Source organism: Marinobacterium iners DSM 11526 (assembly GCF_900107855.1).
Taxonomy (GTDB): Bacteria; Pseudomonadota; Gammaproteobacteria; order Pseudomonadales; family Balneatricaceae; genus Marinobacterium; species Marinobacterium iners.
Window position 1 is genome coordinate 14,720 of sequence record NZ_FNRJ01000007.1, and the last position, 24,635, is coordinate 39,354.

The 24,635-nt window shown below is 58.3% G+C and carries 20 protein-coding genes; 8 read left to right on the forward strand and 12 right to left on the reverse strand.

Features of this window, described 5'->3' with window-relative positions; genetic code table 11:
* The first annotated feature begins 77 nt into the window (after positions 1-77).
* Positions 78-1,394: an HDOD domain-containing protein gene (locus BLV48_RS09170; protein WP_254775003.1), complete on the forward strand. Its 1,317-nt coding sequence runs from the start codon at positions 78-80 to the stop codon at positions 1,392-1,394.
* Here the strand turns inward: BLV48_RS09170 and BLV48_RS09175 are convergent, their stop codons facing one another.
* Positions 1,395-3,323 carry an ATP-binding cassette domain-containing protein gene (locus tag BLV48_RS09175; protein WP_091826258.1) on the reverse strand — a complete coding sequence of 643 codons (1,929 nt, stop codon included), beginning with the start codon at positions 3,321-3,323 and terminating at the stop codon, positions 1,395-1,397.
* 21 nt (positions 3,324-3,344) lie between these two features.
* Between BLV48_RS09175 and BLV48_RS09180 the strand changes: the two genes are divergently transcribed.
* Complete coding sequence (locus tag BLV48_RS09180; protein ID WP_091826260.1) at positions 3,345-3,830, forward strand: TIGR02444 family protein; 486 nt, start codon at positions 3,345-3,347, stop codon at positions 3,828-3,830.
* A 62-nt stretch (positions 3,831-3,892) separates the two neighbouring features.
* On the forward strand, positions 3,893-4,588 hold the full coding sequence (locus tag BLV48_RS09185; RefSeq protein WP_091826262.1) for a BamJ family beta-barrel-assembly machinery protein: 696 nt from the start codon (positions 3,893-3,895) through the stop codon (positions 4,586-4,588).
* Positions 4,589-4,677: 89 nt separating this feature from the next.
* Here the strand turns inward: BLV48_RS09185 and BLV48_RS09190 are convergent, their stop codons facing one another.
* Both BLV48_RS09190 and rsd read right to left on the reverse strand, forming a co-directional pair.
* Positions 4,678-5,658 carry a WD40 repeat domain-containing protein gene (locus BLV48_RS09190; protein WP_091826264.1) on the reverse strand — a complete coding sequence of 327 codons (981 nt, stop codon included), beginning with the start codon at positions 5,656-5,658 and terminating at the stop codon, positions 4,678-4,680.
* 2 nt (positions 5,659-5,660) lie between these two features.
* Positions 5,661-6,125 carry a sigma D regulator gene (gene rsd, locus BLV48_RS09195; RefSeq protein ID WP_091826265.1) on the reverse strand — a complete coding sequence of 155 codons (465 nt, stop codon included), beginning with the start codon at positions 6,123-6,125 and terminating at the stop codon, positions 5,661-5,663.
* A gap of 138 nt (positions 6,126-6,263) precedes the next feature.
* On the opposite strand from rsd, the gene BLV48_RS09200 reads away from it, so the two are divergent.
* A complete protein-coding gene (locus BLV48_RS09200) occupies positions 6,264-6,662 on the forward strand; it encodes a flagellar basal body-associated FliL family protein (RefSeq protein ID WP_091826267.1) in 399 nt (132 codons plus the stop codon).
* 3 nt (positions 6,663-6,665) lie between these two features.
* On the opposite strand, the gene gshA is transcribed toward BLV48_RS09200, so the two are convergent.
* The 3 genes from gshA to pyk all read right to left on the reverse strand — a co-directional run bounded on the left by gshA (position 6,666) and on the right by pyk (position 12,023).
* Positions 6,666-8,237, reverse strand: coding sequence for a glutamate--cysteine ligase (gene gshA / locus BLV48_RS09205; RefSeq protein WP_254775004.1), 1,572 nt, complete (start codon positions 8,235-8,237; stop codon positions 6,666-6,668).
* A gap of 66 nt (positions 8,238-8,303) precedes the next feature.
* Positions 8,304-10,568, reverse strand: coding sequence for a Tex family protein (locus BLV48_RS09210; protein WP_091826269.1), 2,265 nt, complete (start codon positions 10,566-10,568; stop codon positions 8,304-8,306).
* Between the two features lie 18 nt (positions 10,569-10,586).
* Complete coding sequence (gene pyk / locus BLV48_RS09215; protein WP_091826271.1) at positions 10,587-12,023, reverse strand: pyruvate kinase; 1,437 nt, start codon at positions 12,021-12,023, stop codon at positions 10,587-10,589.
* A 134-nt stretch (positions 12,024-12,157) separates the two neighbouring features.
* Here pyk and BLV48_RS09220 point away from each other — a divergent pair, with 134 nt between their 5' ends.
* Together BLV48_RS09220 and BLV48_RS09225 are read left to right on the forward strand one after the other, a co-directional pair.
* A complete protein-coding gene (locus BLV48_RS09220; protein ID WP_254775005.1) occupies positions 12,158-14,032 on the forward strand; it encodes a sensor histidine kinase in 1,875 nt (624 codons plus the stop codon).
* Complete coding sequence (locus BLV48_RS09225; protein WP_091826274.1) at positions 14,029-15,396, forward strand: sigma-54-dependent transcriptional regulator; 1,368 nt, start codon at positions 14,029-14,031, stop codon at positions 15,394-15,396. The genes BLV48_RS09220 and BLV48_RS09225 overlap by 4 nt, the downstream gene beginning before the upstream one ends.
* A 63-nt stretch (positions 15,397-15,459) precedes the next feature.
* Here BLV48_RS09225 and BLV48_RS09230 read toward each other — a convergent pair whose 3' ends face one another.
* The 4 genes from BLV48_RS09230 to BLV48_RS09245 form a co-directional block, all read right to left on the reverse strand.
* Positions 15,460-17,067, reverse strand: a complete 1,608-nt coding sequence (locus BLV48_RS09230) for a methyl-accepting chemotaxis protein (protein ID WP_091826276.1) — start codon at positions 17,065-17,067, stop codon at positions 15,460-15,462.
* Between the two features lie 212 nt (positions 17,068-17,279).
* Positions 17,280-19,445, reverse strand: a complete 2,166-nt coding sequence (locus BLV48_RS09235; protein WP_091826277.1) for a TRAP transporter fused permease subunit — start codon at positions 19,443-19,445, stop codon at positions 17,280-17,282.
* An 82-nt stretch (positions 19,446-19,527) separates the two neighbouring features.
* Positions 19,528-20,511 (reverse strand): TAXI family TRAP transporter solute-binding subunit, encoded by a 984-nt coding sequence (locus BLV48_RS09240; protein WP_091826279.1) that lies wholly within the window; start codon positions 20,509-20,511, stop codon positions 19,528-19,530.
* 64 nt (positions 20,512-20,575) lie between these two features.
* On the reverse strand, positions 20,576-21,028 hold the full coding sequence (locus BLV48_RS09245; protein ID WP_091826281.1) for a universal stress protein: 453 nt from the start codon (positions 21,026-21,028) through the stop codon (positions 20,576-20,578).
* Between the two features lie 276 nt (positions 21,029-21,304).
* Between BLV48_RS09245 and BLV48_RS09250 the strand changes: the two genes are divergently transcribed.
* On the forward strand, positions 21,305-21,856 hold the full coding sequence (locus BLV48_RS09250; protein ID WP_091826282.1) for a hypothetical protein: 552 nt from the start codon (positions 21,305-21,307) through the stop codon (positions 21,854-21,856).
* Here the strand turns inward: BLV48_RS09250 and ilvA are convergent.
* On the reverse strand, positions 21,842-23,359 hold the full coding sequence (ilvA, locus tag BLV48_RS09255) for a threonine ammonia-lyase, biosynthetic (protein WP_091826284.1): 1,518 nt from the start codon (positions 23,357-23,359) through the stop codon (positions 21,842-21,844). The genes BLV48_RS09250 and ilvA overlap by 15 nt on opposite strands.
* 143 nt (positions 23,360-23,502) lie before the next feature.
* Between ilvA and rpiA the strand changes: the two genes are divergently transcribed.
* Complete coding sequence (gene rpiA, locus BLV48_RS09260; protein ID WP_091826512.1) at positions 23,503-24,174, forward strand: ribose-5-phosphate isomerase RpiA; 672 nt, start codon at positions 23,503-23,505, stop codon at positions 24,172-24,174.
* Positions 24,175-24,176: 2 nt separating this feature from the next.
* On the opposite strand, the gene BLV48_RS09265 is transcribed toward rpiA, so the two are convergent.
* Positions 24,177-24,626 carry a heavy metal-responsive transcriptional regulator gene (locus tag BLV48_RS09265; RefSeq protein ID WP_091826286.1) on the reverse strand — a complete coding sequence of 150 codons (450 nt, stop codon included), beginning with the start codon at positions 24,624-24,626 and terminating at the stop codon, positions 24,177-24,179.
* Positions 24,627-24,635: the final 9 nt, after the last annotated feature.

Below are 24,635 nucleotides of genomic sequence, written 5' to 3' on the forward strand. Positions count from 1 at the left end.
CCGTTATTCTTAATGCAAGCTTAAAGCATCGAATAGTGTCACAAAAGCGCCAACTAATCCGCCAGCGGAGAAAAGTCTTGTCTGTAGATATCGGCACATTCTCAGAGATGAGCACCCCGGCACAGCAGGTTCGGCTGGTGCTGCTGCATGATCGTCAGGGTAAGGTATTGGCGCTGCTGCCTCCGTCACGGATGCTGGACCTGACCTCGGTAGCGAAACTGTATGGGCGCGAGCTTCAGGCTACACGAGTGGATGATGCGAGACGCTTTTTTACTCAGCCGGGTCTGCAGACAGAGGCCGGTCAGGCAAAACTGCTGTCGTTGCCGTTGCTGCTCGACAGCAGCCTTGGCGAAGCGCCACTGCGTTGCAACGAGCTTCATTCCGGTCTCTGTTTTACACTCAGCAGCGTGCCCACGCACGACCAGGTCAGTCGCGGTCAGGTCAGTTGTGATCCGGCAACCAGCGGTATGGGTAGCGCTGGGCTGGATGATGCGACCGTGATCACCCGGGCCGTTGAGCGATTCACCAGTTTGCGGGTTCAGCAACGACTGGAAGATACGCTGGGTCTGCCGGGTCTGTCTCAGACCATGCGCAAGATTGTAATGCTGCGCTCCGACCCGGAAGCCGGCGTGGATGAGCTGGTGCCGGTCGTGAAGCTGGACCCGAGTCTGTCTGCACAGGTGATGGGCTGGGCGTCTTCACCCTATTATGCTGCCCCCGGACGCGTACGCTCAATCGAGGACGCGATCATTCGGGTATTGGGGTTCGACCTGGTAATCAACCTGGCGCTGGGGGTTGCCATGGGGCAGGTACTGCGTCTGCCCGAAGATACTCCACGGGGTACAGTGCCCTACTGGGAGCAGGCTGTTTATACGGCTACGCTGAGCGAAAAGCTGGCGCGATCCATTCCGCTGGAGCGACGGCCCCGTCCAGGGCTGGCCTATCTGGCTGGCTTGTTGCACAACTTTGGTTATCTGGTGTTGGGGCATCTGTTCCCGCCCCACTTTTCGCGCCTGTCACGTCATATCGAGGCCAACCCCCAGCTGGAGCAAAGCCTGATTGAGCAGGAAGTGTTACATGTGACCCGTGAGCAGGTGGGTGGGTGGTTGCTGGAAAGCTGGAAGCTACCGGCAGAAGTGTCGGTAGCGGTACGCTATCAGCATGAACCCGGCTTTGAAGGTGAACATGCGGAGTATGCGCGCCTGCTGTATCTGGCCAGCCGGCTGCTGCGTCAGCATGGCATGAGTGCAGGTCCGGCAGGGCCGCTGCCGGATGAGGTGATGCAAGAGCTGGGCCTGCAGCAGGCGGATCTGGAACAGGCCATGCTGGTGCTGAAAGCCGATGCGGAAGGGCTGTCGCAGCTGTCCGATCTATTCAGCGGTTCAGTGAGCTGATCAATCCTCGAGTGACTGTTCCAGTTGCTCCAGTGCCTCCAGCTGGTCCAGCCAGTCGGTTTCAATCTGTACCTGCCGCTGTTTCAGATCGGCTTGTTGCTGCAGCAGTGTTTTCAGCTCTGTCTTGCGGTTCTCGCTGTACAGGTCGGCATCCCCCAGCTGTGTTTCGAGATCACCGATCTGGGTAGTGACCTGCTCAAGTTGTTGCTCCAGGCGAGCGACCTGCTGTTTCAGCGGCCGCAAGCGAGCACGCTGCTCAGCCTGGACTCGCTTGAGCTCCTTGCGCTCGGTGGCACTGAGTGAGCGCTCGGCGGCGCTGTCGTTGGTGGTCTCAGGCTCGCTGCGTTTCTGCTCTTCTCGGCGCTGTTGGGCCAGCCATTGGTGATAGTCCTCCAAATCGCCATCGAACTCGCTGATCTGGCCATCGGCGACCAACAGGAATTGATCGACTGTGTTGCGCAGCAGATGGCGATCATGTGACACCAGTATCAACGCACCCTCGAACGCTTGCAGTGCCAGGCTTAGAGCGAGTCGAACCTCCAGATCCAGATGGTTGGTCGGTTCGTCAAGCAGCAACAAGTTGGGTTGCTGCCAGGCGATCAGGGCCAGCGCCACACGCGCCTTCTCACCGCCGGAAAAACGACCCACCGGGTCCAGTGCGTCATCACCAATAAAGCCAAAGCTGCCGAGAAAGTTGCGCAGTTCCTGGTCAGTGGCGTCGGGGCTGATGCGCTGCAGGTGCAGCAGGGGAGAGGCGTCCATGTCCAGCGCCTCCAGCTGGTGCTGAGCGAAGTAGCCAATACGCAGATGCTCCCCTTCGTGGCGTTCGCCGATCAGCAACTCCAGATCGCCCACCAGGGTCTTAATCAGGGTGGATTTGCCTGCACCATTGGCACCGAGCAGACCAATGCGGGCTCCGGGGATCAGACTCAGAGACTGACCCTTGAGAATAGTACGATCCGGATAGCCCAGATCTGCTTCCGCCAACGTAAGCAGGGGAGAGGAGATCTTGTCGCTGGTATCGAAGCGGAAGGAAAAAGGAGAGTCTACATGAGCCGGCGCAATCTGCTCCATGCGTTCCAGCTCTTTGAGCCGACTCTGAGCCTGTTTGGCCTTGGTGGCCTTGGCCCGGAAACGGCGTACAAACTGTTCGATCTGTTCGACGCGGGCCTGCTGTTTTTCGAACGCAGCCTGCTGCTGTGACAGTTTTTCGGCACGGAGGCCTTCGAACGCGGTGTAGTTGCCTTTATAGAGTGTCAGGGTCTGCTGGGCCTGATGCACGATATGGCTCACCACGTTGTCGAGGAAGTCTCGGTCATGGGAGATCAGCAGCAGGGTGCCGGGATACTGGCGCAGCCACTGCTCCAGCCAGATGGTGGCATCCAGATCCAGATGGTTGGTGGGTTCGTCCAGCAGCAACAGATCGGACGGGCACATCAGGGCCTGGGCCAGATTCAACCGGATGCGCCAGCCGCCGGAAAAGCTGTTGACCGGCCTTCCTGCGTCATCCGGGGCAAACCCGAGCCCGGCCAATAGCTGATGCGCGCGTGCTTCGGCGCGATAGCCATCCATCGCATCCAGCTCGGCATGCAGCTCGCCGATCCGGTTAGCCTGATGCTCCGCTTCTGCGACTGCCAGTGCGGCCTCAACGGCACGCAGACGGTGGTCTCCATCCACTACATAGTCCAGTGCACTGCGCTCGGACGTATCCACTTCCTGTGCCATATGGGCAATACGAAGCCGTGAGGGCAGTTGCAGCTCACCGCCGTCGGGTTGCAGCTGGCCCAGCAGCAGCTTGAACAGGGATGACTTGCCCACGCCGTTGGCGCCGACAATACCCACCTTCCAGCCGGCATGAAACGTCAGGCTGGTCTGTGCTAGCAACTGTTGGGTACCGCGATGTAAGCTTAGGTTCTGTATCTGAATCATGGCGCGAGATTTTAGCACAGCATGAGTCTGGAAAATCTTCTCTGGCAGTACGCATTGACACTTTATTCTCGGTCGGGGGTTGAACAATGCTGCCTGCAGTTGCAGGATCAGGGAGCCGTAGTCAATCGCCTCCTGTTTGCCTGCTGGCTTGCCAGTCAGGGCATCAAGCTTGATCATGATCGGTTACACCAATCAGGCAACCGTTGGCAGCCTGAGGTTACCCGGCCATTGCGGGCAGTGCGCTTCAGGGTGCGTGAGCGGTTGGCCGCGCTGCCTGAGGCTGAAGCCTGTTATCGAGCTTTACGTCAGGCGGAGCTGGCGGCAGAGCAGCTGGAGCTCATGCTGCTGTGGCAAGATGGCCAGAGCTGGTTACCTGACAGTGAGGTGGGCGCGGCGCTGTTCCGGCACAACCTGCAGCAGGCGCTCGGCGAACACTACAACCGGGTCTCAGGTGTGCTTCTGCTGCAACTGCAGTCGGCTGCGATTGCACTGCTTGATGATGACTGAACTTTCCTCCGGGCAAGATGTACTAACAAGAACATGTCCGAACAACACTAAGGATTCACATGATGAAAAAAAGCATGCTGGCACTGGCTCTCAGTGGAGCACTGGCCACAACGGCAACAGTGCAGGCACAGACACTGGAAACTGAACAGCAGAAACTGAGCTACAGCCTGGGGCTGATTTTGGGCGAGCGTATCCAGGCGGATGTTGAAGAGCTGGATATCACTGCATTCAGCAAGGGTGTCGAGGCTGTGTTTTCCGGCAAGGAACCGGCACTTGATCAGCAGCAGGTTGCCGAGGTGATGCAGGCGTTTCAGAGTCGCAAGATGGAAGAACAGCGTCAGGCGATGGAAAAGCTGGCCGATGAAAACAGCGCCAAGGGCGCCGCCTACATGGCTGAAAATGGCGCGAAGGAAGGTGTTAAAACCACTGATTCAGGGCTGCAGTATGAAGTTCTGACAGCCGGCGAGGGCAAAAGCCCCAAAACCACGGATACCGTCAAGGTCCACTACCGTGGCCACCTGATTGATGGTACTGAGTTTGACAGTTCCTACGCCCGCAATGAGCCGGTTTCTTTCCCGCTCGATGGTGTGATTCCGGGCTGGACCGAAGGCTTGCAGCTGATGAAAGAAGGTGGCAAAAGCCGCCTGGTGATTCCGGCAGACCTGGCTTACGGCCCGGGTGGTATGGGTAATGCGATCGGCCCGAACGAGACACTGGTGTTCGAAGTGGAGCTGCTGGAAGTGAATCCTTCAGAGTAAGGCTGTTCCGGTCAGGGTGAGCCCGCTGCCTTCAGACAGAGGCAGCGGGCTCGCCGGCCACTGCTGCTCCTGTCACCAGCTGTACCGTCCTACCTGAGCCAGTTCATGACCCCGTTGGACCCTGCAGCCAGCCAGCTGTTTCCGTCCGCACCAAACGCCAGTGCAATGATACCGGTACTGGTAGGTCCGTAGGCGGCTCGCTTGTGTCCCTTCCAGCGTTTGATCAGCTCGCCCCGGTTTACATCCCAGAGCTCTACCGTACCATCTGCACGTCCGGCCAGAAGGCGATCACTGTTGTCCGAAAAACGGGCGCTGAGATAGCTGAGCTTGCGTGGAAACAGGGTCTCGCCCCCACTGAGGTGAAACAACGTCTCGCCGCTGGATGTATCCCAGACCAGTGCCTGATCCAAACTGCCGGAACTGAACGCAAAGCGACCATTGGGTGAAAGTGCAACAGTGTCGACCGTATTGCCAAGTTTCACCTGTTGCAGGATCTGGCCGCTGTCTAGATCCCACAGGCGGGCGCTGTAGTCATCAGCCCCGGTCAAAGCCGTGCGCTCGTCGCCACTGAGGGCGACGCTGCGTACCCGCGCCTGGTGGCGGAGGCTAGTGCGGATACCGCCGTTGCGAATATCGAAGTAGACCGCCTCATGGTTGGCCAGCCCAAGCAGTGCATAGGCACCGCCGCTGGAAAGATCGGCCGCCAGAATCTCGCCGGGTGAGCTCCAGAAGCCTTCTGCCATGCCGGTATCGACGCTCCACAGCACAAGATCCTGTGGGTTTGCAGTCAGGGCGTAGCGGCCATCGGGGGAAAAGTCCACCGCCGGTAACACCGAGAATACGCCAGGCTGGTGGTTCCAGTCATACAGGCGCGCTTCATTATTCAGATCCCAGAGACTGCCGCCATGGGTCACGGCACCGACCAGTGCATGCCCTCCGTCGGGGGCAATGGCTGTGCTGTAGGCACCGCTTTGCTCGGTCAGCTCAAGCCAGCGGCTTGGCGAGTGAGCGCTGCCGTCACAGCCGGCAAGAGCGAATGCGGACAGCAGCAGGCAGACGGATCGTTGCACGGCTACACCATGTCCTTGTGGGCGTTGTGCAGCGTTTCGATGAGTTGATCTTCCAGCTCAAAACGCTCTTCCAGGGCCTCGCCAAGTGCCGACAGATCTTTCGAAAGTTGGCACAATTGACGCAGGGTGGGGCGTTCCAGCTTGCCATAATGATCGTTGAAATCCAGCGATGCATCAGTGGAAGGCTGAATTTTCGGAAAGATTGCCTGAGAGCGCTCGAGACTGCCGTCAGCGAATTCGCTGCCTTCTCGCAGCAGCTGCTCGTAGACCTCGAAGTGGCCTGAAGACAGGTAGTCCATCAGCAGTACACAAAACTCTGACAGGGAACTGTTGAGCGGGGCACCGGCCTCCTGACCCTGCAGGGAAACGAACACCGAAATCAGCTGCTGTCGCTCCTCCAGCCAGTGATCAATGATTGTGCTGACACCACCCCAGCGTTCTTTGGCGTCGCGGCATTTTTCCAGCATGTTCGATCCCTCCCGATTGACTGCCTCAATACTACTGCCAGGCAGCCAGCGGGTGCAACAAGCATCCGAAGGCATGGAGATTGCGCACCGTGCAGCGGTATACTGAGTTTTTGCACACACGATGCGGAGAGTTTTGGGATGTGGAAAAGCAAAATGCTGGCATTACTGCTGTTGGCAGCCAGTGTCAGCCTGCCTGCGCAGGCGGAAAAAACAGCTGAAGACTACATCAACTACATTGAGCTCAAGCCTTTTGTGACCAACTACGGTGGCCCGGGACCGGTTCGTTTCCTGAAGGCTGAAGTGACGATCCAGGTGGATGACCCGTCAGCGCATCATGCCGTCAATGCTCACGTTGCGCACATCCGCAATGATCTGGTGTTTCTGTTTTCGGGTGTTACGGAAGAAGATCTAGGCAGCATCGCCGCCCAGCAGGTACTGGCAGAACGGGCCCTGCAGACGGTACAGCAGCTGTTGAAGGAAGAGACCGGCAACACACATGTGGCCGACCTCTTTTTTACCAGCTTTGTAACCCAGTAGTTTTCAGCGTGCCACGTAGTCGGCCAGGAACTGGTCAAACGGCGGTTGTTCGGCCTGCTCCAGTTCAGCCTGCTCCGTCAGCGAGCGAGCGGCTTCGTCCAGCAGGGATTGCTTCACGGCGGGGTCGATAAGGGGCTCAAGATTGGCTCGATGCTCTGAGCTGATTGCCAGTACCCATTCACTGTAGCCCATGCCGCTTTCACGCAGGGCTTTAAGCACTTGGGCCGATGGCGTCAACACGGAGTCTTCCAGCTTGGCGCGCTGCAGCGAGACAGATCGGCGGTAGTGGTCGGTGCCCTGTGCATCGTCCAGCAGCGCAGCGGTTTTGGCCACTTTTTCCAGCACTTGGTAGCCCAGCGCCTCACGGCTGACTTCACCGGCGGGCGTCAGCAGCTTGAGACCCGGCTCGCGACCGCGGTTGACGACACGGCTGTGGTTTTCAGCCACCATCCGGCACTCGGCTTCGTCCAGGTCATCGGCCTGTCCCAGCAAACAGCTGATCAGGAAGACATTGAGGAAGCGGGCCTGATCCAGATCCATGCCCAGGGGCAGCAGTGGGTTGATATCGGTGTTACGTACCTCGATATACTCAACCCCGCGCTTGATCAGGGCGTGCACGGGCTTTTCCCCGGACTGTGTCACCCGTTTTGGACGGATGTCACTGTAGTATTCGTTTTCGATCTGCAGCACGTTGGTGTTCAGCTGACGGTATTCGCCATCGACTTTGACACCAATGTCTTCATATGCCGCGTGCGAAGTGTGAATCGCCTGCTGCAGCGAGTCGGCGTAACTGTCCAGATGGTTGAAACAGATCTGCAGTGATGCCTGAGCCTTGTTTGAATAGCCAAGATCGCTCATACGCAGGGAGGTGGCCCATGGCAGATAGAGCGTGTTCGCATTCAGTGTTTCCAGCTGGTGAGACCGTCCAGCCATGAAAGAGGCGGACAGTGTCGGAGAGGCTCCGAACAGATACAGCAGCAGCCAGCCGTAGCGACGGAAATTGCGGATCAAACGGAAGTAGCTGGCAGAGCGAAACTCCTGCAGGCTGTCACTGTTTTCACATATCGCCTGCCACTGTGGCCAGAAGGCTTCCGGCAGGGAAAAGTTGTAGTGGATGCCTGCAATGGTCTGCATCATCTTGCCGTAACGGTATTTCAGCCCCTGACGGTACACGTGCTTGAGCCTGCCCACGTTTGAGCTGCCATAGTCGGCGATGGGGATCGCATCCTCTCCAGCAATTTCACACGGCATGCTGGCACACCATAGCTGCTCATCACCGAGCTGCTGCCAGCTGAAGGCGTGCAGATCGGAAAGAAACGCCAGTGCAGACTCCGGGCTTTCGTGTACCGGGGTGATGAACTCCAGCAGCGCTTCAGAGTAGTCGGTCGTGATGTACTTGTGAGTCAGTGCCGACCCCAATCCTTGAGGGTGGGGTGTCTGTGCGATCTGCCCGTCAGGACGCACTCTCAGGCCCTCCTTCTCGATGCCCTGCAGGGTCCGGGTAAGGAGGTTGGCACAGCCCTGGCGGGCCAGAAGTTCAAGTTGGTGTTCCAGAGTTGCCAGCACCGTCATCATTCCTGTCACTTGCGTTGAAGGGGCGCATTATACGCCCTGCCCCGGTTTAAATGCATCCGCTTGCTGTCAACGGCCTTGTTTGAGGCCGGCCGCGCGCAGTTTGTCCGCCAGAGTTCCACCTGCAGCAGCTGGTGCCGGACGAGGCGGCGAGGCGGCGGGCTGTCCCGTCGCGCCGGTTGGCTGCTTGCTGGAGCCTGACTTCATGCTCAACGCAATCCGCTTGCGTTTTTCGTCTACCTCCAGCACTCGGACCTGTACGATCTGGCCGCTGCTGACCACTGTATGTGGATCGCTGATGAAGCGGTCGGACAGCTGAGATATGTGCACCAGCCCGTCCTGATGCACTCCGATATCGACGAAGGCGCCGAAGTGGGTCACGTTGGTAACGACACCTTCCAGCTCCATGTCAGGCTGTAGGTCCTTCAGGGTTTCGACGCCGGCGGCATACTGTACCGATCGAAACTCCGGACGTGGGTCACGGCCGGGCTTTTCCAGCTCGGCGATCACATCACGAAGGGTATAGGTGCCATAACCCTGTGCTTCCAGCCGGGCTCTGTCGACCTGCTGAAGTTTCTCCGGCTGTTGCAGCAGGGCTTTGAGTGACAACTTGCAGCTGTCGGCAATCGCTTCGGCAAGAGGATAGCTCTCCGGGTGTACCGCCGAGTTATCCAGTGGCTCTTCACCTTCACGAATGCGTAGAAAGCCGGCGCACTGCTCAAACGCTTTTGGTCCAAGACGCGGAATCTTCAGCAGCTGGCGTCGGTTGTGTAGAGCGCCATTGGCATCGCGCCAGGCGACAATGTTCTCGGCCGTGGTGCGGTTAAGGCCTGCCACGTGGCTTAACAGGGCTGCCGAGGCGGTATTCACGTCCACACCGACATGGTTGACGCAATGTTCAATCACGCCGGTTAACGCATCACTTAGGCGGCTCTGATCGACATCGTGCTGATACTGGCCGACGCCGATCGACTTGGGATCGATCTTGACCAGCTCTGCCAGAGGGTCCTGCAGCCGGCGCGCGATGGATACAGCACCACGGATGGTGACATCTAGATCGGGGAATTCAGCCGCCCCCTGTTCGGATGCCGAGTAGATGGAGGCTCCCGCCTCGTTGACCAGTACGGCCTGAATGTTCTGCTGCGGCAATGCCTTGCACACTGCCTGTGCCAGCTGCTCGGTCTCGCGCGAGGCGGTGCCGTTACCCACAGCGATCAGCTCGATCTGGTGCCTTTTTGCCAGTGTGGTCAGTGTGTGGAGGGACTTGTCCCATTGCTGTTGTGGTACATGTGGATAGATGGTTGTGTAGTCGACCAGCTTGCCGGTAGCGTCGATAACCGCCACCTTGACACCGGTACGCAGGCCCGGGTCCAGCCCAAGGGTGGCGCGGGCCCCGGCCGGAGCAGCCAGCAACAGATCCTGCAGGTTGCGGGCAAAGACCTCAATGGCGGCCAGGTCAGCCTGTTCACGCAGACGTTTGATCAGCTCGGTCTCCAGCGAGGGGCGCATTTTTTTCTGCCATGTCTGCTGCAGTGTTTGCAGCATCCAGCTGTCGAGCTGGGCCGGACGTAGATGGTGGCGTTTGGCCATCTGCTTTTCCGGCCAGCCGGCAAGATTTTCCGGCAGCTGCAGGCTGGCCTTAAGTACGCCTTCGGCTACCCCGCGCAACGCAGCCAGTGCCCTGTGCGAAGGTACGCGCGCGATCGGTTCGGCGTAGTCGAAGTAGTCACGGAACTTGCTGTCCGGATCCGCCTTGCCACGGGCTGCACGAACCTGCAACTCGCCCTGCTGCCACAGTCGTTGGCGCAGGACACCGATCAGCTCGGCATCCTCGCTCAGGGTCTCCAGCAAGATCTGGCGCACGCCCTCGGCCACTGTGTCAGCATCAATAAAACCGGCTTCAGAGTTGAGAAACTGCTCCAGCTTGCCTACGGGCAATTGCCCTTGCTGCAGGGCTTCCAGCGCCAGCGGCTCCAGTCCTGCCTCACGTGCTTCCTGTGCCTTGTTGCGCCGTTTGGGGCGGTAGGGCAAGTAGAGATCTTCAAGGCGGGCTCGACTGTCGGCCGTCAGCAGGGCCTGCTCCAGCTCCGGTGTCAGCTGCTGCTGTTCACGCAGACGACCAAGAATCGCTTCGCGCCGGCTTTCCAGCTCTCGCAGCTGCCCCAGCCGCTCATGCAGTTGGCGCAGCTGGGTATCATCCAGGGCGCCGGTCTGCTCCTTTCGGTAACGGGCGATGAAGGGAATAGTGGCGCCTTCGTTCAGCAGGGCCAGCGTAGCTGCTACCTGAGCCGGGCGGATGCTCAGCTCGGTAGCCAGTTGTTGTTCGATTGTCATGGGCGCTCGTGTTCAGACTCAGGGGAGCTGCAGAATCTGCAGCGAGTTGGTGCCGCCATGCTCGCCGAGACGGGCGCCGCGGGTCAAGATGATGCGGTCGCCGCTGCCGAGCAGTTCTCGAGCCTGAAGGCCGGCCAGAATTTCGTCATTCAGGCGCTCTTCACTGACGGCGGTGGCATCGAAAAACATCGGCATTACGCCACGGTAAAGTGCCATGCGACGCAGGGTACGGTCATTGCGGGTGAGGGCAAAAATTGGGATGCCGGAGCGAATGCGCGACATCCACAATGGGGTCGAACCGGATTCGGTCAGACAGATGATTGCCTTGATGTTCTCCACGCCGTTGGCGGTGTACATGGCAGCACGGGCAATCGCCTCGTCGGTGCGGGTACACAGGTGATCAGGTGCTACAGGGGCCGGACGCGACAGCTGATGCTTTTCGGCACCCTGGCAGATACGGGTCATCGCCTGCACCACTTCTACCGGGTAGTTGCCGGCGGCGGTTTCCGCCGAGAGCATCACCGCATCGGTACCGTCGAGAATGGCGTTGGCCACATCGAACACCTCGGCACGGGTCGGCATCGGGTTGAGAATCATGGTCTCCATCATCTGGGTGGCGGTGATCACCACGCGGTTGAGCTGGCGTGCACGCTTGATGATATGTTTCTGCACACCGATCAGTTCGGCATCACCGATCTCTACACCCAGATCGCCCCGCGCCACCATGACACCGTCGCAGGCGTTGATGATCTCATCCAGCGCTTCGGGTGTGGCTACGGTTTCGGCGCGCTCCACCTTGGCGATAATTTCGGCGCGGCTGCCGGCGGCTTCCAGCAGTTCACGCGCGACGTTAAGATCCTCGGCGGTACGCGGGAAGGAAACGGCGACATAATCCATTTCCAGCTCGGCGGCCACCTTGATGTCGTGCCGGTCCTTGTCGGTCAGTGCAGCGGCACTCAGGCCGCCGCCCTGACGGTTGATCCCCTTGTTGTTGGACAGAGGGCCGCCGACCGTTACTTCGGTTTCAATGCGACTGCCATTGATCTCCAATACCTTTAACTGTACGCGACCATCGTCCAGCAACAGAATGTCACCTGCGCTGCAATCCTGCGGCAGTGCCTTGTAGTCCACGCTGACAGCGTTTTGGTCGCCAGCGGTTTCATCCATGGCGGCATCCAGTGTAAAGCGATCACCGATCGCCAGCTGGATAGGCCCTTCCTTGAAGCGGGAAATGCGAATCTTTGGGCCCTGCAGGTCACCCAGCAGGGCCACGGACTCACCGGTGCGGCGGCTGGCCGCACGCACGGCATCCACCCGGCGGCGGTGATCGGCTGCGCTGCCGTGTGAGAAGTTAAGACGTACCGTGTTTACGCCGGCACGGATCAAGTCATCAATTACGCCGGCTTTGTCAGTAGCAGGGCCCAGAGTGGCAACAATTTTGGTACGCTTAAGCATCTGTTTGGGTCTCATGGTCGAGGATGGGACGGGAGCTGCGACTAAAGTATGATTCTGCATCTGTTTTTTCAAGCACTGCCGGGTAATCAACCGGTGGCTGACTGCCCTTATGGGGGAGGCAGGTGAATTCCGCCGTGCGCAGCAGCCACCGGCCCCTGTCGTTGTTGCTGGGGTTATTGGTGCTGGTACTGGTGTTGCTGCAAACGGCCCAGCTGAGTCAGCGACAAGCACTGGAAGCACTGCAAAGTCGGGCCGAATCGGATCTGAACCGCTATGCCCTGAGTGTGCAGCAGAAGCTGGATCGGTACAAGGATCTGCCACGGCTGCTGGCAACCCACTCCAATTTCATGGAAGCACTAGCCCAACCGGAAAATCCCGATGTTATTCAGCATACGAACCTCTATCTGGAACAGGTAACGCGTATCCTGGGTGCATCAGACAGCTACCTGATGGATGCGCAGGGCGTCACCCAGGCCGCGAGCAACTGGAACCGGGAGAGCAGCTTTGTCGGGCTGAATTTCGGCTTCCGGCCCTATTTTCGTGATGCCATGGCAGGCAAGGCCGGACACTATTTCGCGCTGGGAACGACCTCTCGCCAGCGTGGCTATTATTTTTCCTGGCCGGTCAGGATCGGTGAGCGGATTGCGGGTGCGATCGTGGTCAAGATCGACCTGAATGAGGTGGAACAGGACTGGAGCGATCCGATCATCGATATTGCCGTGACCGATGAAGATGGCGTTATTGTCATCACGACTCGGCCGGAGTGGAAGTTCCATGCACTGGGCGGTTTGTCTTCACAGGATCTGCAGCGCATTCAACAGAGCCAGCGCTATCTGGGACAGCCACTGGAGCCGCTGGATCTGGTTCGCCACCAAACGCTGGAAGGAGGGCGGGCTGAACGGGTGACCCTGCGAAGGACAGGTGATCAGGCATCCCATCCGGTTGCCCAGCGCAGTGAGGATTTCCTGCTGCTGACCAAGCCGGTGCCTGATACTGGCCTGAACGTGGCGGTCTTTGCGCGCACCACTCCCGTGGATCGGGCCGTGCTGCAGGCCGTTGTGTTGGCGGGTTTTGTCTGTATAGCGTTGTTATTGCTGGTGCTGTTTATTCAGGCTCGCTGGCGTATTGTGCGGCAGCGACGTGAATTTGAAGTTCGTGAACTGCAGGCCCTGCAGGCGGCACGGGATGTACTGGAAACTCGTGTTGAAGAGCGAACGGCCGATTTGACACGGACCAACGCCCGCTTGCTGGAAGAGATGGAACAGCACCAGAGTACCCAGAACGAACTGGTACAGACCGCCAAGCTGGCAGTGTTGGGCCAACTGGCGGCCGGGATTAATCATGAGCTGAACCAGCCACTGACGGCGATCCGCAATTATGCCGATAATGCTCAGGCCTTCCTGCGCCTGGAACGGTTTGATCGGGTTGGGGATAACCTGAAAGAGATAGCCGGGCTGACCGACCGAATGGCGAGGATCATCCACCCGTTGAAAGAGTTCGCTCGCAAAAGCAGTGGCCGTCCGATGCCGGTGTCATTGCAGGCCGTTAAGGATGGAGCCATGTCGATCATGTATGGGCGCCTGGGCCAGCAGGGTGTTGAAATCGTTTGGCCGGCAGGGCTGTCTCGGATCCATGTGCTGGGCGATACGCTCAGACTGGAGCAGGTGCTGGTTAACCTGTTGGCCAACGCCATGCAGGCAATGGAGTCGTGTGTGCACAAACGAATCGAAGTTGGTCTGGAACAGCAGGGTGAGCGGATAAGGCTTTCGCTGCACGATACCGGTCCTGGCATTGAGGCGGAAGATCCACAGCAGGTATTTGAGCCTTTCTACACCACCAAACAAAGTGGTCAGGGCCTGGGTCTGGGGCTATCGATCTCCCACAGGATTATTGAAAACCTGGGTGGGCACCTGACTGCGGCCAATCATCCCGAAGGTGGTGCCGTGCTCACCCTTGAACTGCTGCTGGCCCAGCCCGCCGAGGCTGGCATGGATGGAGATTCACAATGAACAAGCCTGATCTTCTGCCGGTTATTTTGATCGATGATGAACACCATATCCGTGTGGCGGCTGGACAGACGCTGGAGCTGGCCGGATATGAAGTGACGACACTGGAACGCGCTGAGCCAGCTCTCGAGCGCGTCAGCGAGGACTGGCCAGGGGTGGTTATCACGGATATCAACCTGCCGGGAATCGATGGACTGGAGCTGATGCGCCGCATCCATCAGGTTGACGCAGACCTGCCGGTCATTTTGATTACAGGGCATGGTGATATCTCCATGGCCGTCAGCGCGATTCGCGAAGGGGCCTACGATTTTATTGAAAAACCCTTTGCAGCTGAGCTATTGCTGGATGTTGTGCGCCGTGCACTGGACAAGCGCAATCTGACACTGGAGATCCGCCAGTTGCGGGATGAACTTGAAGCGCAGAACGTGCCGGGCCCGCGTATCATTGGCAATACCCCCATCCTGCGCGCCTTGCGTCGTACCAGCCGCTCTGTTGCCGGGATGCCGGCAGACATCCTTATTCATGCCGAAACCGGCTGTGGCAAGGATCTGCTGGCGCGCTATTTGCATGAACACGGACCGCGGCGTGAACACAACTTCGTTGCCATCAACTGTGGTGCCGTGCCGGAAAACCTGATTGAAAGTGAGTTGTTCGGCCACGAGGCCGGGGCGTTTACCGATGCCAAAACGCGTCGCATCGGCAAGTTTGAGCACGCCAGCGGCGGCACGCTGTTTCTGGATGAGATTGAAAGCATGCCGATGGCGCTGCAGATCAAGCTGCTGCGTGTGCTGGAAGAGCGTGCCATCGAGCGACTGGGTTCGAATACGCTGATTCCGCTGGACTTGCGTGTCATCGCTGCCACCAAGGTGGACCTCAGGCAGGAGGTGGCGGCAGGCCGCTTCCGTGAGGATCTGTACTACCGTCTTAACGTGGTCAAACTGGATATTCCACCCTTGCGGGAGCGGCGAGAGGATATTCCGCTGCTGTTCCAGCACTTTGCTCTGGTGGCATCTTCCCAGTACGGGCGTGAAATGCCATCGTTGTCAGCCGAGCGCATGCATAGCCTGATGCTGCATGATTGGCCCGGTAACGTCAGGGAGTTGCGTAATCTGGCCGAACGCTATGTTCTGCTGGGAGAGGGCTGTACTTTCGATTTCGATAATCGTCCGATCAGCGACCCTGACTCGGTCGGGGAGATGAGCCTGCCGCAGCAGGTGGAGCGGTTTGAGAAAATGTTGATCCATACCGAACTTGGGCGACACGGAGGGTCGATCAAGGACACCCAGGAAAGCCTGGGGCTGCCACGCAAGACACTGTACGACAAGATGAAAAAGTACGGCCTCGACAAGCGTGATTACAAGCAGTAATCGATCGACATCAGAGTCGGTTGCCAGCCAAACCTGATGGATTTGGCTGGCAACCAGCGGGGTTTAGAGCTTGAAGCGGCTGAGCATTTGCTCCAGCTCTTTTGACAGCTGTTCCAGCTCATCTGAAACACGGTTCAGATGCTCGGAACGCTCGGCGGTGTCTTCTGCACTGTTGCTGATCTCGCTGATGCTGCGTTCCACACTGCTGGCCATTTCACTCTGCTCGCGGACGGCACTGGCGACCTGATGGTTAAGGTCGTTGATCACGCGGACTTCTTCCGTGATATTGGTCAGCGCAGAGTTGGTCTTCTGTACCTGCTCGACTCCGTCGCCTGCCGCTGCCAGTGCCTGTTGCATCACGGTCACGGCCTCCTTGGCATCATTTTGCAGCTCGGCAATGATGTGATTGATCTCTTCGGTAGAGTTGTGAGTCCGGCTGGCCAGTGTCCGTACCTCGTCCGCGACCACGGCAAAGCCACGACCCTGTTCACCGGCTCGAGCCGCTTCGATCGCCGCATTCAGAGCCAGCAGGTTGGTTTGCTCGGCGATTTTCTGAATCACCTCCAACACCGTCCCCACATTCTGACTTTGACTGTCCAGTTTCTGGATCACTTGGGTTGCGCGGTCTATATCCTGCTGCAAACGAGTAATGGCGGTAATGGCCTGCTGAGTAACGCGCGCGCCGTCACTGCTTTCCTGTAGCGCCATATTGGATGCGGACACCGTGTTTTCAGCACTGGCCGCAACACTGCGCGTGGCGGCTTCCATCTGCTCCATGGCCGAAGCGACTGAGCTGGTTTGCATTTGCTGATGATGTACAGCCGAGGTCGATTCGGTAGCGACTTTGCTGATACGGCTGCCTGAGTCGGCCAGTTGTGCCACGGTTTGACGAACATGCTGCATGCTGTCGTGGATGTTTTCCAGCATCGAGTTGAAAGCAGCCGACATCTCGCCAATTTCGTCGCTGGAGCTGACCGGAGTGCGCTGGTTCAGGTCGTTGTCGCGTTCAATGGCATGAATGGTCTCGGCCAGGCGGTTCACCGGCGTGACCACGATACGACGCAGAAGCAGGCTGATCAGGATGATGCCGGCAACGAACAGTGCCAGCTCGATCAGGGCAACACTGATCAGATTGCTGTTGATCTGCTTGTCCAGCGCTTCATAGGAATAGGTCACACGAACGGCGCCGACCACTTCACCTTCTTCCACTTGATGGCACAGCAGGCAGTTGGTGCCCTTGTAATCAGACAGGGCACGCATTGGCGTGACGACGGTAAGGCGGTGCCCCTGCTCATCGTTAAGTTCTTCAATCACCTGTTCGCCGCGCATGGCTCGTTGATCATACTCATCAACTGGCATCGAATCTGGAGTACCGGGGCCGTACACCTCTGTGATCTGTTGACCACGAATAATGCGGGCTTCAGTGATGGCGGGGTTGGACAGAATTTTTTGCTGTAGCGTGCCACGGTTGGCCATGGCGCCACTGAGCATCAGCATGTTGATGCTGTCGAAGTAGGAATCGGCCGAGTCAAGAGTCGAACGGGTAACAACGTTATCAACCAGTGAGGTTTCGCTACGATATATGGTGGTCAAAGAGCTGATGAGAATAATCAGAAATACAGCAATCAGCGAGAGGTTAACCTTGTTTTGTATCGACAGACCTTTTTTCACTGTATCCCGTTCCGATCTTAGGTTGTTATGTGACAGGGGGCAGACACTAATTGTGTATTCACATTACCAGATCCTAAGCGAAAAAACGCTGAACCGCTACAGAGCCGGGTCAACTTCAGGCCCGTTAACACAGCTATTTGTGAGCTTTGTGCCCTGAAATGAAAAAGGGCGCCCCGGCAGGGCGCCCTTGACTATTACCACGGATCCAGGGGCTAGCTGGCCAGAGCAGTGCGACGTGTTGCCAGCTGCCAGAACAGCACCAGTGCACTCAGGCCGATACCGATCGCATCGGTGAGCAGGCCACCGGCAATCATCGCCAGAGCGGCTACCAGCAGCATGCATCGCTGGACACGGTTGACACTGCCGTTCAGGAACCAACCCTGAATCGAGGCGGCCAACAGATAGATGCCGGCCGAAGCGGTGATGAACACGCGCAGGACCTCACCCCAGCCGCCCTGCATCAGCAATGCGGGGCTGTAGAAGAACATGAATGGCACGATGAACGCAGCCAGACCGAACTTGAACGAGGTCACGGCAGTCTTCAGCGGGTCTGTTCCGGAAATCGCGGCAGCCGCGTATCCGGCCAGTGCAACAGGCGGTGTGATGGCTGACAGTACCGCGTAGTAGAACACGAAGAAGTGTGCAACCAGCGGCGGAATGCCGATCTGCTGCAGACCCGGAGCCACCACGGATGCCGCGACGGCGTAGGCGGCCGTGGTTGGCATGCCCATGCCCAGCAGGATGCTGATGCACATGGCGAAGAACAGTGCCAGCATATGGCTTGCATCTGCAATCCCCAAAAGCATGGAGGCGAAGCGAGCGCCCACTCCGGTCAGGCTGATGACCCCGACAATGATACCGGCACAGGCACAAACAGCGATCAGCGGAATCGCCATGCGCGCACCCAGCGACAGGGCTTCAAGCAGCGCGCGTATGCCCATGCGGTAGGGGGTCAGCCAGGAGACAACGGCGGCACTGACCATCGCCAGCGTACCGGCCCGAATAACCGAGTAACCCATGAACAGAGTCGATACCAAAATGATGATCGGCAGGAACAGGTAGACCTGCTTGATCATTTGGCTGAACACTGGCAGCTGGTCTTTCGACAGGCCTGACATCCCTTCGCGACGTGCTTCCAGGTCAACCATGAAATAGATCGACAGGAAATACAGTGCAGCCGGGATCAAAGCGGCAATGGCGATATCGGTGTAGGGAATGCCGGTCACTTCCGCCATGATAAAGGCGCCTGCTCCCATGATGGGGGGGACGATCTGGCCACCGGTGGAGGCGGCGGCTTCGATGCCACCGGCACTGCGTGGGTGGTAGCCAACCTTTTTCATCAGCGGGATGGTCAGGCTGCCCGTGGCGACCACGTTGCCTGCCGAGGTACCGTTAATCATGCCCATCAAGCCGGATGCGAATACCGCCACCTTGGCCGGGCCGCCACGGGCGCGACCGGCCGCGGCAAAGGCAAAGTTGACGAAGTAATCACCTACACGCGATGCCTGCAAAAAGGCGGCGAAGGTGATGAACAGAATGATGTAGGTGGATGATACCGCGGTGGTTGGGCCGAGAATGCCGTTATCGGTGTAGATGTAGGTGAAGAAACGCTGCATGGAGTAGCCACGGTGCTCCAGAATACCCGGCAGCCAGGGGCCGGCAAAGGCGTACGCCAGAAATACCGCCGTGATGATAATCAGGGCCAGACCGGCGACACGTCGTGTCAGTTCCATGATCAGAACGACACCGGCCAGTGCTACCAGAAACTCGGTTTGGCCCGCCATCGGTGTGCCTGCAGCCATGCGCCAGCGACCCAGAACAAACAACAGGTAGGCTGCAACAACAATGGCCGACAGCATCAGAACCCGGTCAGCCCAGAAAATATGCCGGTTATGGCCGGTGCGCCAGATCCAGCTGCTGATGACAGCGGCCCCGGTTCCGAGTGCCAGTGCCCAGGCAACCTGAGGCAACAGCCAGTTGGGCGGTAGTTCACCCAGCACCATACGACTGAACCACGCATAGGCGATGCCTGCGGCGGCTAAAACGATAGCCAGACTGGTTGGCACGCGGGCGGCCCATTGCAGTGGCGACAGCGGCGCTGGTTGTGTCTGTCGGTCGAGGGTAAAAGCTGCGATAAGTGCAAACCCCACCACCAGGCCGCCTGCGACATGGATGATGCGGAATGCCCAGGTTTCGATGGGGGATACGTTCAATGCGTAGAGGTGCAGCAGTGTGTAGCACACACAGGTGAAGAAAATGATCTTGCCAACTGCGCCACTCAGATCCCGCTCGTTATGACCAAGCGGAACATCGGCTACGCCTTCTGCGCCGATTTTGTCTGCTGCGGCATCGGCGGATGCCGGAGTTTTGTCTGTCATGTTATATGGACCTGCATTAAGCCATGTTGAGCGCTGCCGGCCAGTGGTCCGGCAGCGCGGGCAAACGTCCCTATTGAGCGAATCAATCCTTCATGTTTGCCGGGATTTCATAGCCGTTCTCTTCGAACCAGCGGACTGCACCGGCGTGCCAGGGCACGATGGTGTTGTACTTGTAGTTCTCCGGCAGGGTTTCCTTGGCCGCACCATGGATCTGCAGCATGCGGTCGTTGTTTTCCATCACGGTCTTGGTTACGCCGTATACCAGCGATTCCGGCATGTCCTTATGGGTGATGGCAAAGTTCCACAGTGACAGCGCAGATACATCTTCATCCAGTGAAGAGTAAACAGAAGCAGGGATGGTACCGGCACTCAGCTCAGGGTAATCAGCTGCGATCTTTTCGATGTTCTTCGGCGAGTAGGAGAAGATGTTCACATCAGCCTGGGCTTCCAGCTGGTTGAAGGCCGAGATCGGCACGCCGGCTGCAAAGGCAAAGGCGTCAATCAGGCCATCCTGCAGCTGACCGGCCTGATCGGCCGCACCACCATTACGGGTGCTGACGTTCAGCCCCAGTTTCTTGAACAGCTGCGGATGGTACATGTCAGCGGTACCGCCGGCAGGGCCAACACCCACGGTCTTGCCATCCAGGTCATCCACGGAGTCGATGCCTGAGCTCTTGAGGGCAATGATCTGCAGAGTGGTCTGATACATCGGGAATACAGCGCGGACATCTTCATGGGACATGCCCGGTGCCAGAGCGCTCTTGCCCTGCAGTGCTGCGACCAGCGGCCCGGTGGTGACCATGCCAAAGGCGTGCTCGCCCATCTGTACCAGAGTGGCGTTCTGAACCGGACCACCGGTCACTTCTGCACCGGCCGAGATACCCAGGGCTTCACCGACCATATTGGCCCAGCCGGCGCCATAGATGTAGTAAGTGCCACCCTGGCTTGCGGTACCCACCGTAATGCTGCTGGGCCAATCGCTGCGATCTTCGGCGAATGCTGCGGTGGTCGCCATGACAGCGCCGATACAGCCGGCAACCAGTGATTTCTTGGACAGAATATTCATTATTGTATTTCTCCTGTTGTGTTGCTTGTTGTCTTGCGGTTGTGCTCCAGTGACCTGATAAGGCTCAGGACCTGACGGTCAAAACGGGAATGGGGGAGTGGCGTACCACACGCTCGGCTGTAGAGCCGACCAGTATTTTTTCGATACCGGTCTTGCCGTGGGTACCCAGAATGATCATGTCGGCACCCAGCTGTTTGGAGGCCTCGATGATGTCGGTGTAGCCACTGCCGAACATCACCTCATGGGTCAGCTGAATGCCCTGAGATTCGGCATCGGCAAAATGCCGCTGGCAGAAGGCTTCCATATCCGTGTTGGCCACCTCTGTGACCTCATGAATAAACGTATCGATCACGTCAGCGGGAATGCGCTTGCGGCGCTGGTCGGACAGCTCCGTGATCACATGCAGCAGATGGAGTCGTGCACCGGTCAGTGTGGCGAGGGTGCGGGCATGTTCTACGGCCTTTTCTGCGCCTTCCGAGAAGTCGGTCGCGAACAGCAATGTGTTGTAGGTCGCCATGGATGTACCTTTACTTGTTGTTGTATCCGGCAGTGGCTGATGCAAGCCCGGGCGCCGTGTAACAGCTGTAAAGCAGGCTCCGTGCCAATCTGTGGCAAACAGCCTTTTTCGGGGGGGTGGGAGATGAGCAAGCGATCCGGTAAACCGCCAGATGGGCGGAGAGTCACCCGTAGTCATGGATGAAATGGGTGGAAAGCCGCCCGTTTGTTGCTGTTTTCTGCCACCGGGTGGTTCAGGCTATAATGCCCCTCCTTTTGAATCCGACAGAGAGACAAGATGCTCGGAGTAATCGCAGCATTCTGGGGCTTTACCGGCATCTGCCTGCTGCTGGGCAGTGCTGTCTGGCGCCTTGGCAGCATGGCGCTTGATATGCCGCTGGACAGTTTTGACTGGTATCACTGGGTGGCGCTGGTACTGTGCCTGGGCTTCATGGGATTTGCAGAGGGCTACCGTGGCTTTCAGCAGAACTTTTCACCCCGCACGGCCGCGCGAATCCGCTATCTGAAAGGCCATGTCACGCCGCTGCGACTGCTGTTGGCACCTCTGTTCTGCATGGGATTCTTTCATGCCCAGCGGCGTCGGCAGATCATCACCATCTGCCTCAGTAGCGGCATTGTGCTGTTGATACTGCTGGTGCGACTGCTGGAGCAGCCCTGGCGCGGAATTGTGGATGCGGGTGTGGTGCTGGGTCTGAGCTGGGGGCTGGCGTCGCTGGCGCTGTTCACCCTGCAGGCGCTGACACGTGATGTCTATGATGTCTCGCCGGAGACACCGGATCGGCCGGTGGGGCCGAGTCCGGTGGTGCGAGCGGGCTCAGCCCAGAAATAGCTGATAGGCGGGGTTGTCGGTCTCGTCGTACCAGGTGTAGCCGATCTCTTCGAGGAAACGGGTCACTTGGCTGCGCTCGGTCTGCGGGACCTGCATGCCAACCAGTACGCGCCCATAGGCGGCACCGTGGTTGCGATAATGGAACATGGATATGTTCCAGCGCCCGCCCAGCTTGCTTAGGAATTTCATCAAGGCGCCGGGGCGTTCCGGGAATTCGAAGCGGAACACCGCTTCATTGTCCACGCTTTGCGGGGCGTGACCGCCGACCATGTAACGTACATGCAGCTTGGCGGTCTCGTCGTCGGTGAGATCGACCACCTCATCCAGGTGCTCGCGCAGTTCTGTCAGCAGCTCTTCACGCCCGTCATTGTTCGGCCGTACCTGAACACCGGCAAAGACGATCGCCTGATCATCATCGCTGTAGCGGTAGTTGAATTCAGTGATGTTACGCTTGCCCAGTACGGTGCAGAACTTCTTGAAGCTACCGGGGCGTTCCGGGATTTTGGCGGCGATGATCACCTCACGCTTTTCGCCCAGCTCCGAGCGTTCGGCGATATGCCGCAGTCGGTCAAAGTTGACATTGGCACCTGAATCGATAGCGATCAGTGTCTGGCCACTGATGCCTTCACGGGCAACGTACTTCTTCAACCCGGCCACGCCCAGAGCCCCGGCCGGCTCACACACCGAGCGGGTGTCATCGAAGATATCCTTGATGGCTGCACAGATCTCGTCGATCGAGACGGTGATCACTTCGTCCACATAGTCCTTACAGATCTCCCAGGGGTGATCGCCTATCTGGGCAACGGCCACACCATCGGCAAAAATGCCAACCTGGTCCAGAATTGCACGTTCGCCCTTCTCCTTTGCCAAGGAAAGACAGGCTGATTCGACCGATTCAACACCGATGACCCGAGTCTCCGGGCGCAGATACTTGACGTAGGCGGCAATGCCGGCGATCAGGCCACCACCGCCTACCGGTACGAAGATCGCATCAATATGCCCACTTTCCTGACGCAGGATCTCCATGGCAATGGTGCCCTGACCCGCAATCACCTCAGGATCGTCATAGGGGTGGACATAAACCAGCCCCTTTTCAGCCATCAGCTTTTCCGAGTGGCGGCGTGCATCGTCAAAGGCATCTCCGATCAGTACCGCCTTGCCACCAAGGCGACGCACGTTATTTACCTTTACATCCGGTGTCGTGCGCGGCATCACGATGGTGGCCTTAACACCGAGCAGTCGGGCTGCCATGGCAACGCCTTGTGCATGGTTGCCGGCAGAAGCGGTAATCACGCCGCGCGCCTTCTCATCGTCGGTGAGCTGCACCATCTTGTTATAGGCGCCGCGCAGTTTGAAGGAGTAGACTGGCTGTTCGTCCTCACGCTTGAGCAGCACTCGGTTGCCGAGGCGTTCAGACAGGCCGCGGGCCTCGTCCAGCGGTGTTTCGATGGCGGCATCATAGACACGCGCTTCGAGAATTTTCTTGATATATCGGTGTGGCATAGGGACAGGTATCAGCATCGGTTCAGGTGGCCCGAAAGGGCACAGGATCAGAGAATGGTATCGGCTTGACTGCCCAACGTCTACAAGGGCAACCCATGGTTGCTATAATCCGAACTCAGTTTGAATCAGCGACGGGCACAAAGATGACACAGGAAAAGATGAAACTGGCGGTAGCGCAGGCAGCCGTTGACTACATTAAACCCCGACTGCGTGATGACAGCATAGTTGGAGTCGGTACCGGTTCTACAGCCAACTGTTTCATCGACGCACTGGCGCAGGTGAAAGACCGCTTTGCGGCGGCTGTTGCCAGTTCTGAAGCGACAGCAGAGCGCCTGCGCGGGCACGGTATTGACGTGCTGGATCTTAATTCAGTCAGCCAGATGGAGTTCTACATTGATGGGGCTGATGAGTTTGACCCCTACATGAACTTGATCAAGGGCGGTGGCGGTGCGCTGACGCGAGAGAAGATAGTTGCAGCCGTGGCAAAGGAGTTTGTTTGTATAGTGGACCAGTCCAAGCAGGTGGACTTGCTCGGAGCATTCCCGCTGCCGGTGGAAGTGATCCCCATGGCACGCTCGTATGTGGGCCGTCAGTTGGCGGCGCTGGGTGGACAGCCCGTGTACCGCGAAGGCTGTGTGACTGACAACGGAAATGTGATTCTGGATCTGCACGATCTGGAAATTCTGGATCCAAAAGCGCTGGAGGTGCAGCTGAATAATATTGTTGGCGTGGTGACCAACGGTCTGTTTGCGCAACGTGGAGCGGATCTGATTCTGATGGGGACGCCCGAAGGGGTCCAAACCCTCAAGCGCTGATATCAGCGTCTGGTCTTGTCTGCATCATGCGGGCAAGGCCGGGGTGGGTCACTATCCTGCTCCAGAAAGGCCAGTATCGGACAGTCTGCCGCTGAGCCTTCACCGTCACACAGGGCGGACAGTCCTTCCAGCGCTGCCAGTATCTGCTGCAAGTCACGTACCTTGCTGCGAATATCAACAATGCGTTGTTCGACCCGCTGTTTGACGGCAGCCGATTCCAGTTCGGGGTGCTGTTGCAGTTGCAACAGGTCCAGCGTTTCTTCGAGTGTAAAGCCCAGCCCCTTGCAGCGGCGGATAAAGGCCAGCCGTTGCAGGATTGCAGGCGGGTAAACGCGATAGCCCGAAGGCAGGCGTTCAGGGGGCGGGATCAGGCCTCGGCGCTCGTAATACCTGAGGGTTTCGACGCTGAGGCCTGAACGGCGCGCCAGCTCACCAATCTTGAGTGAGCTCATGCGGCCAGT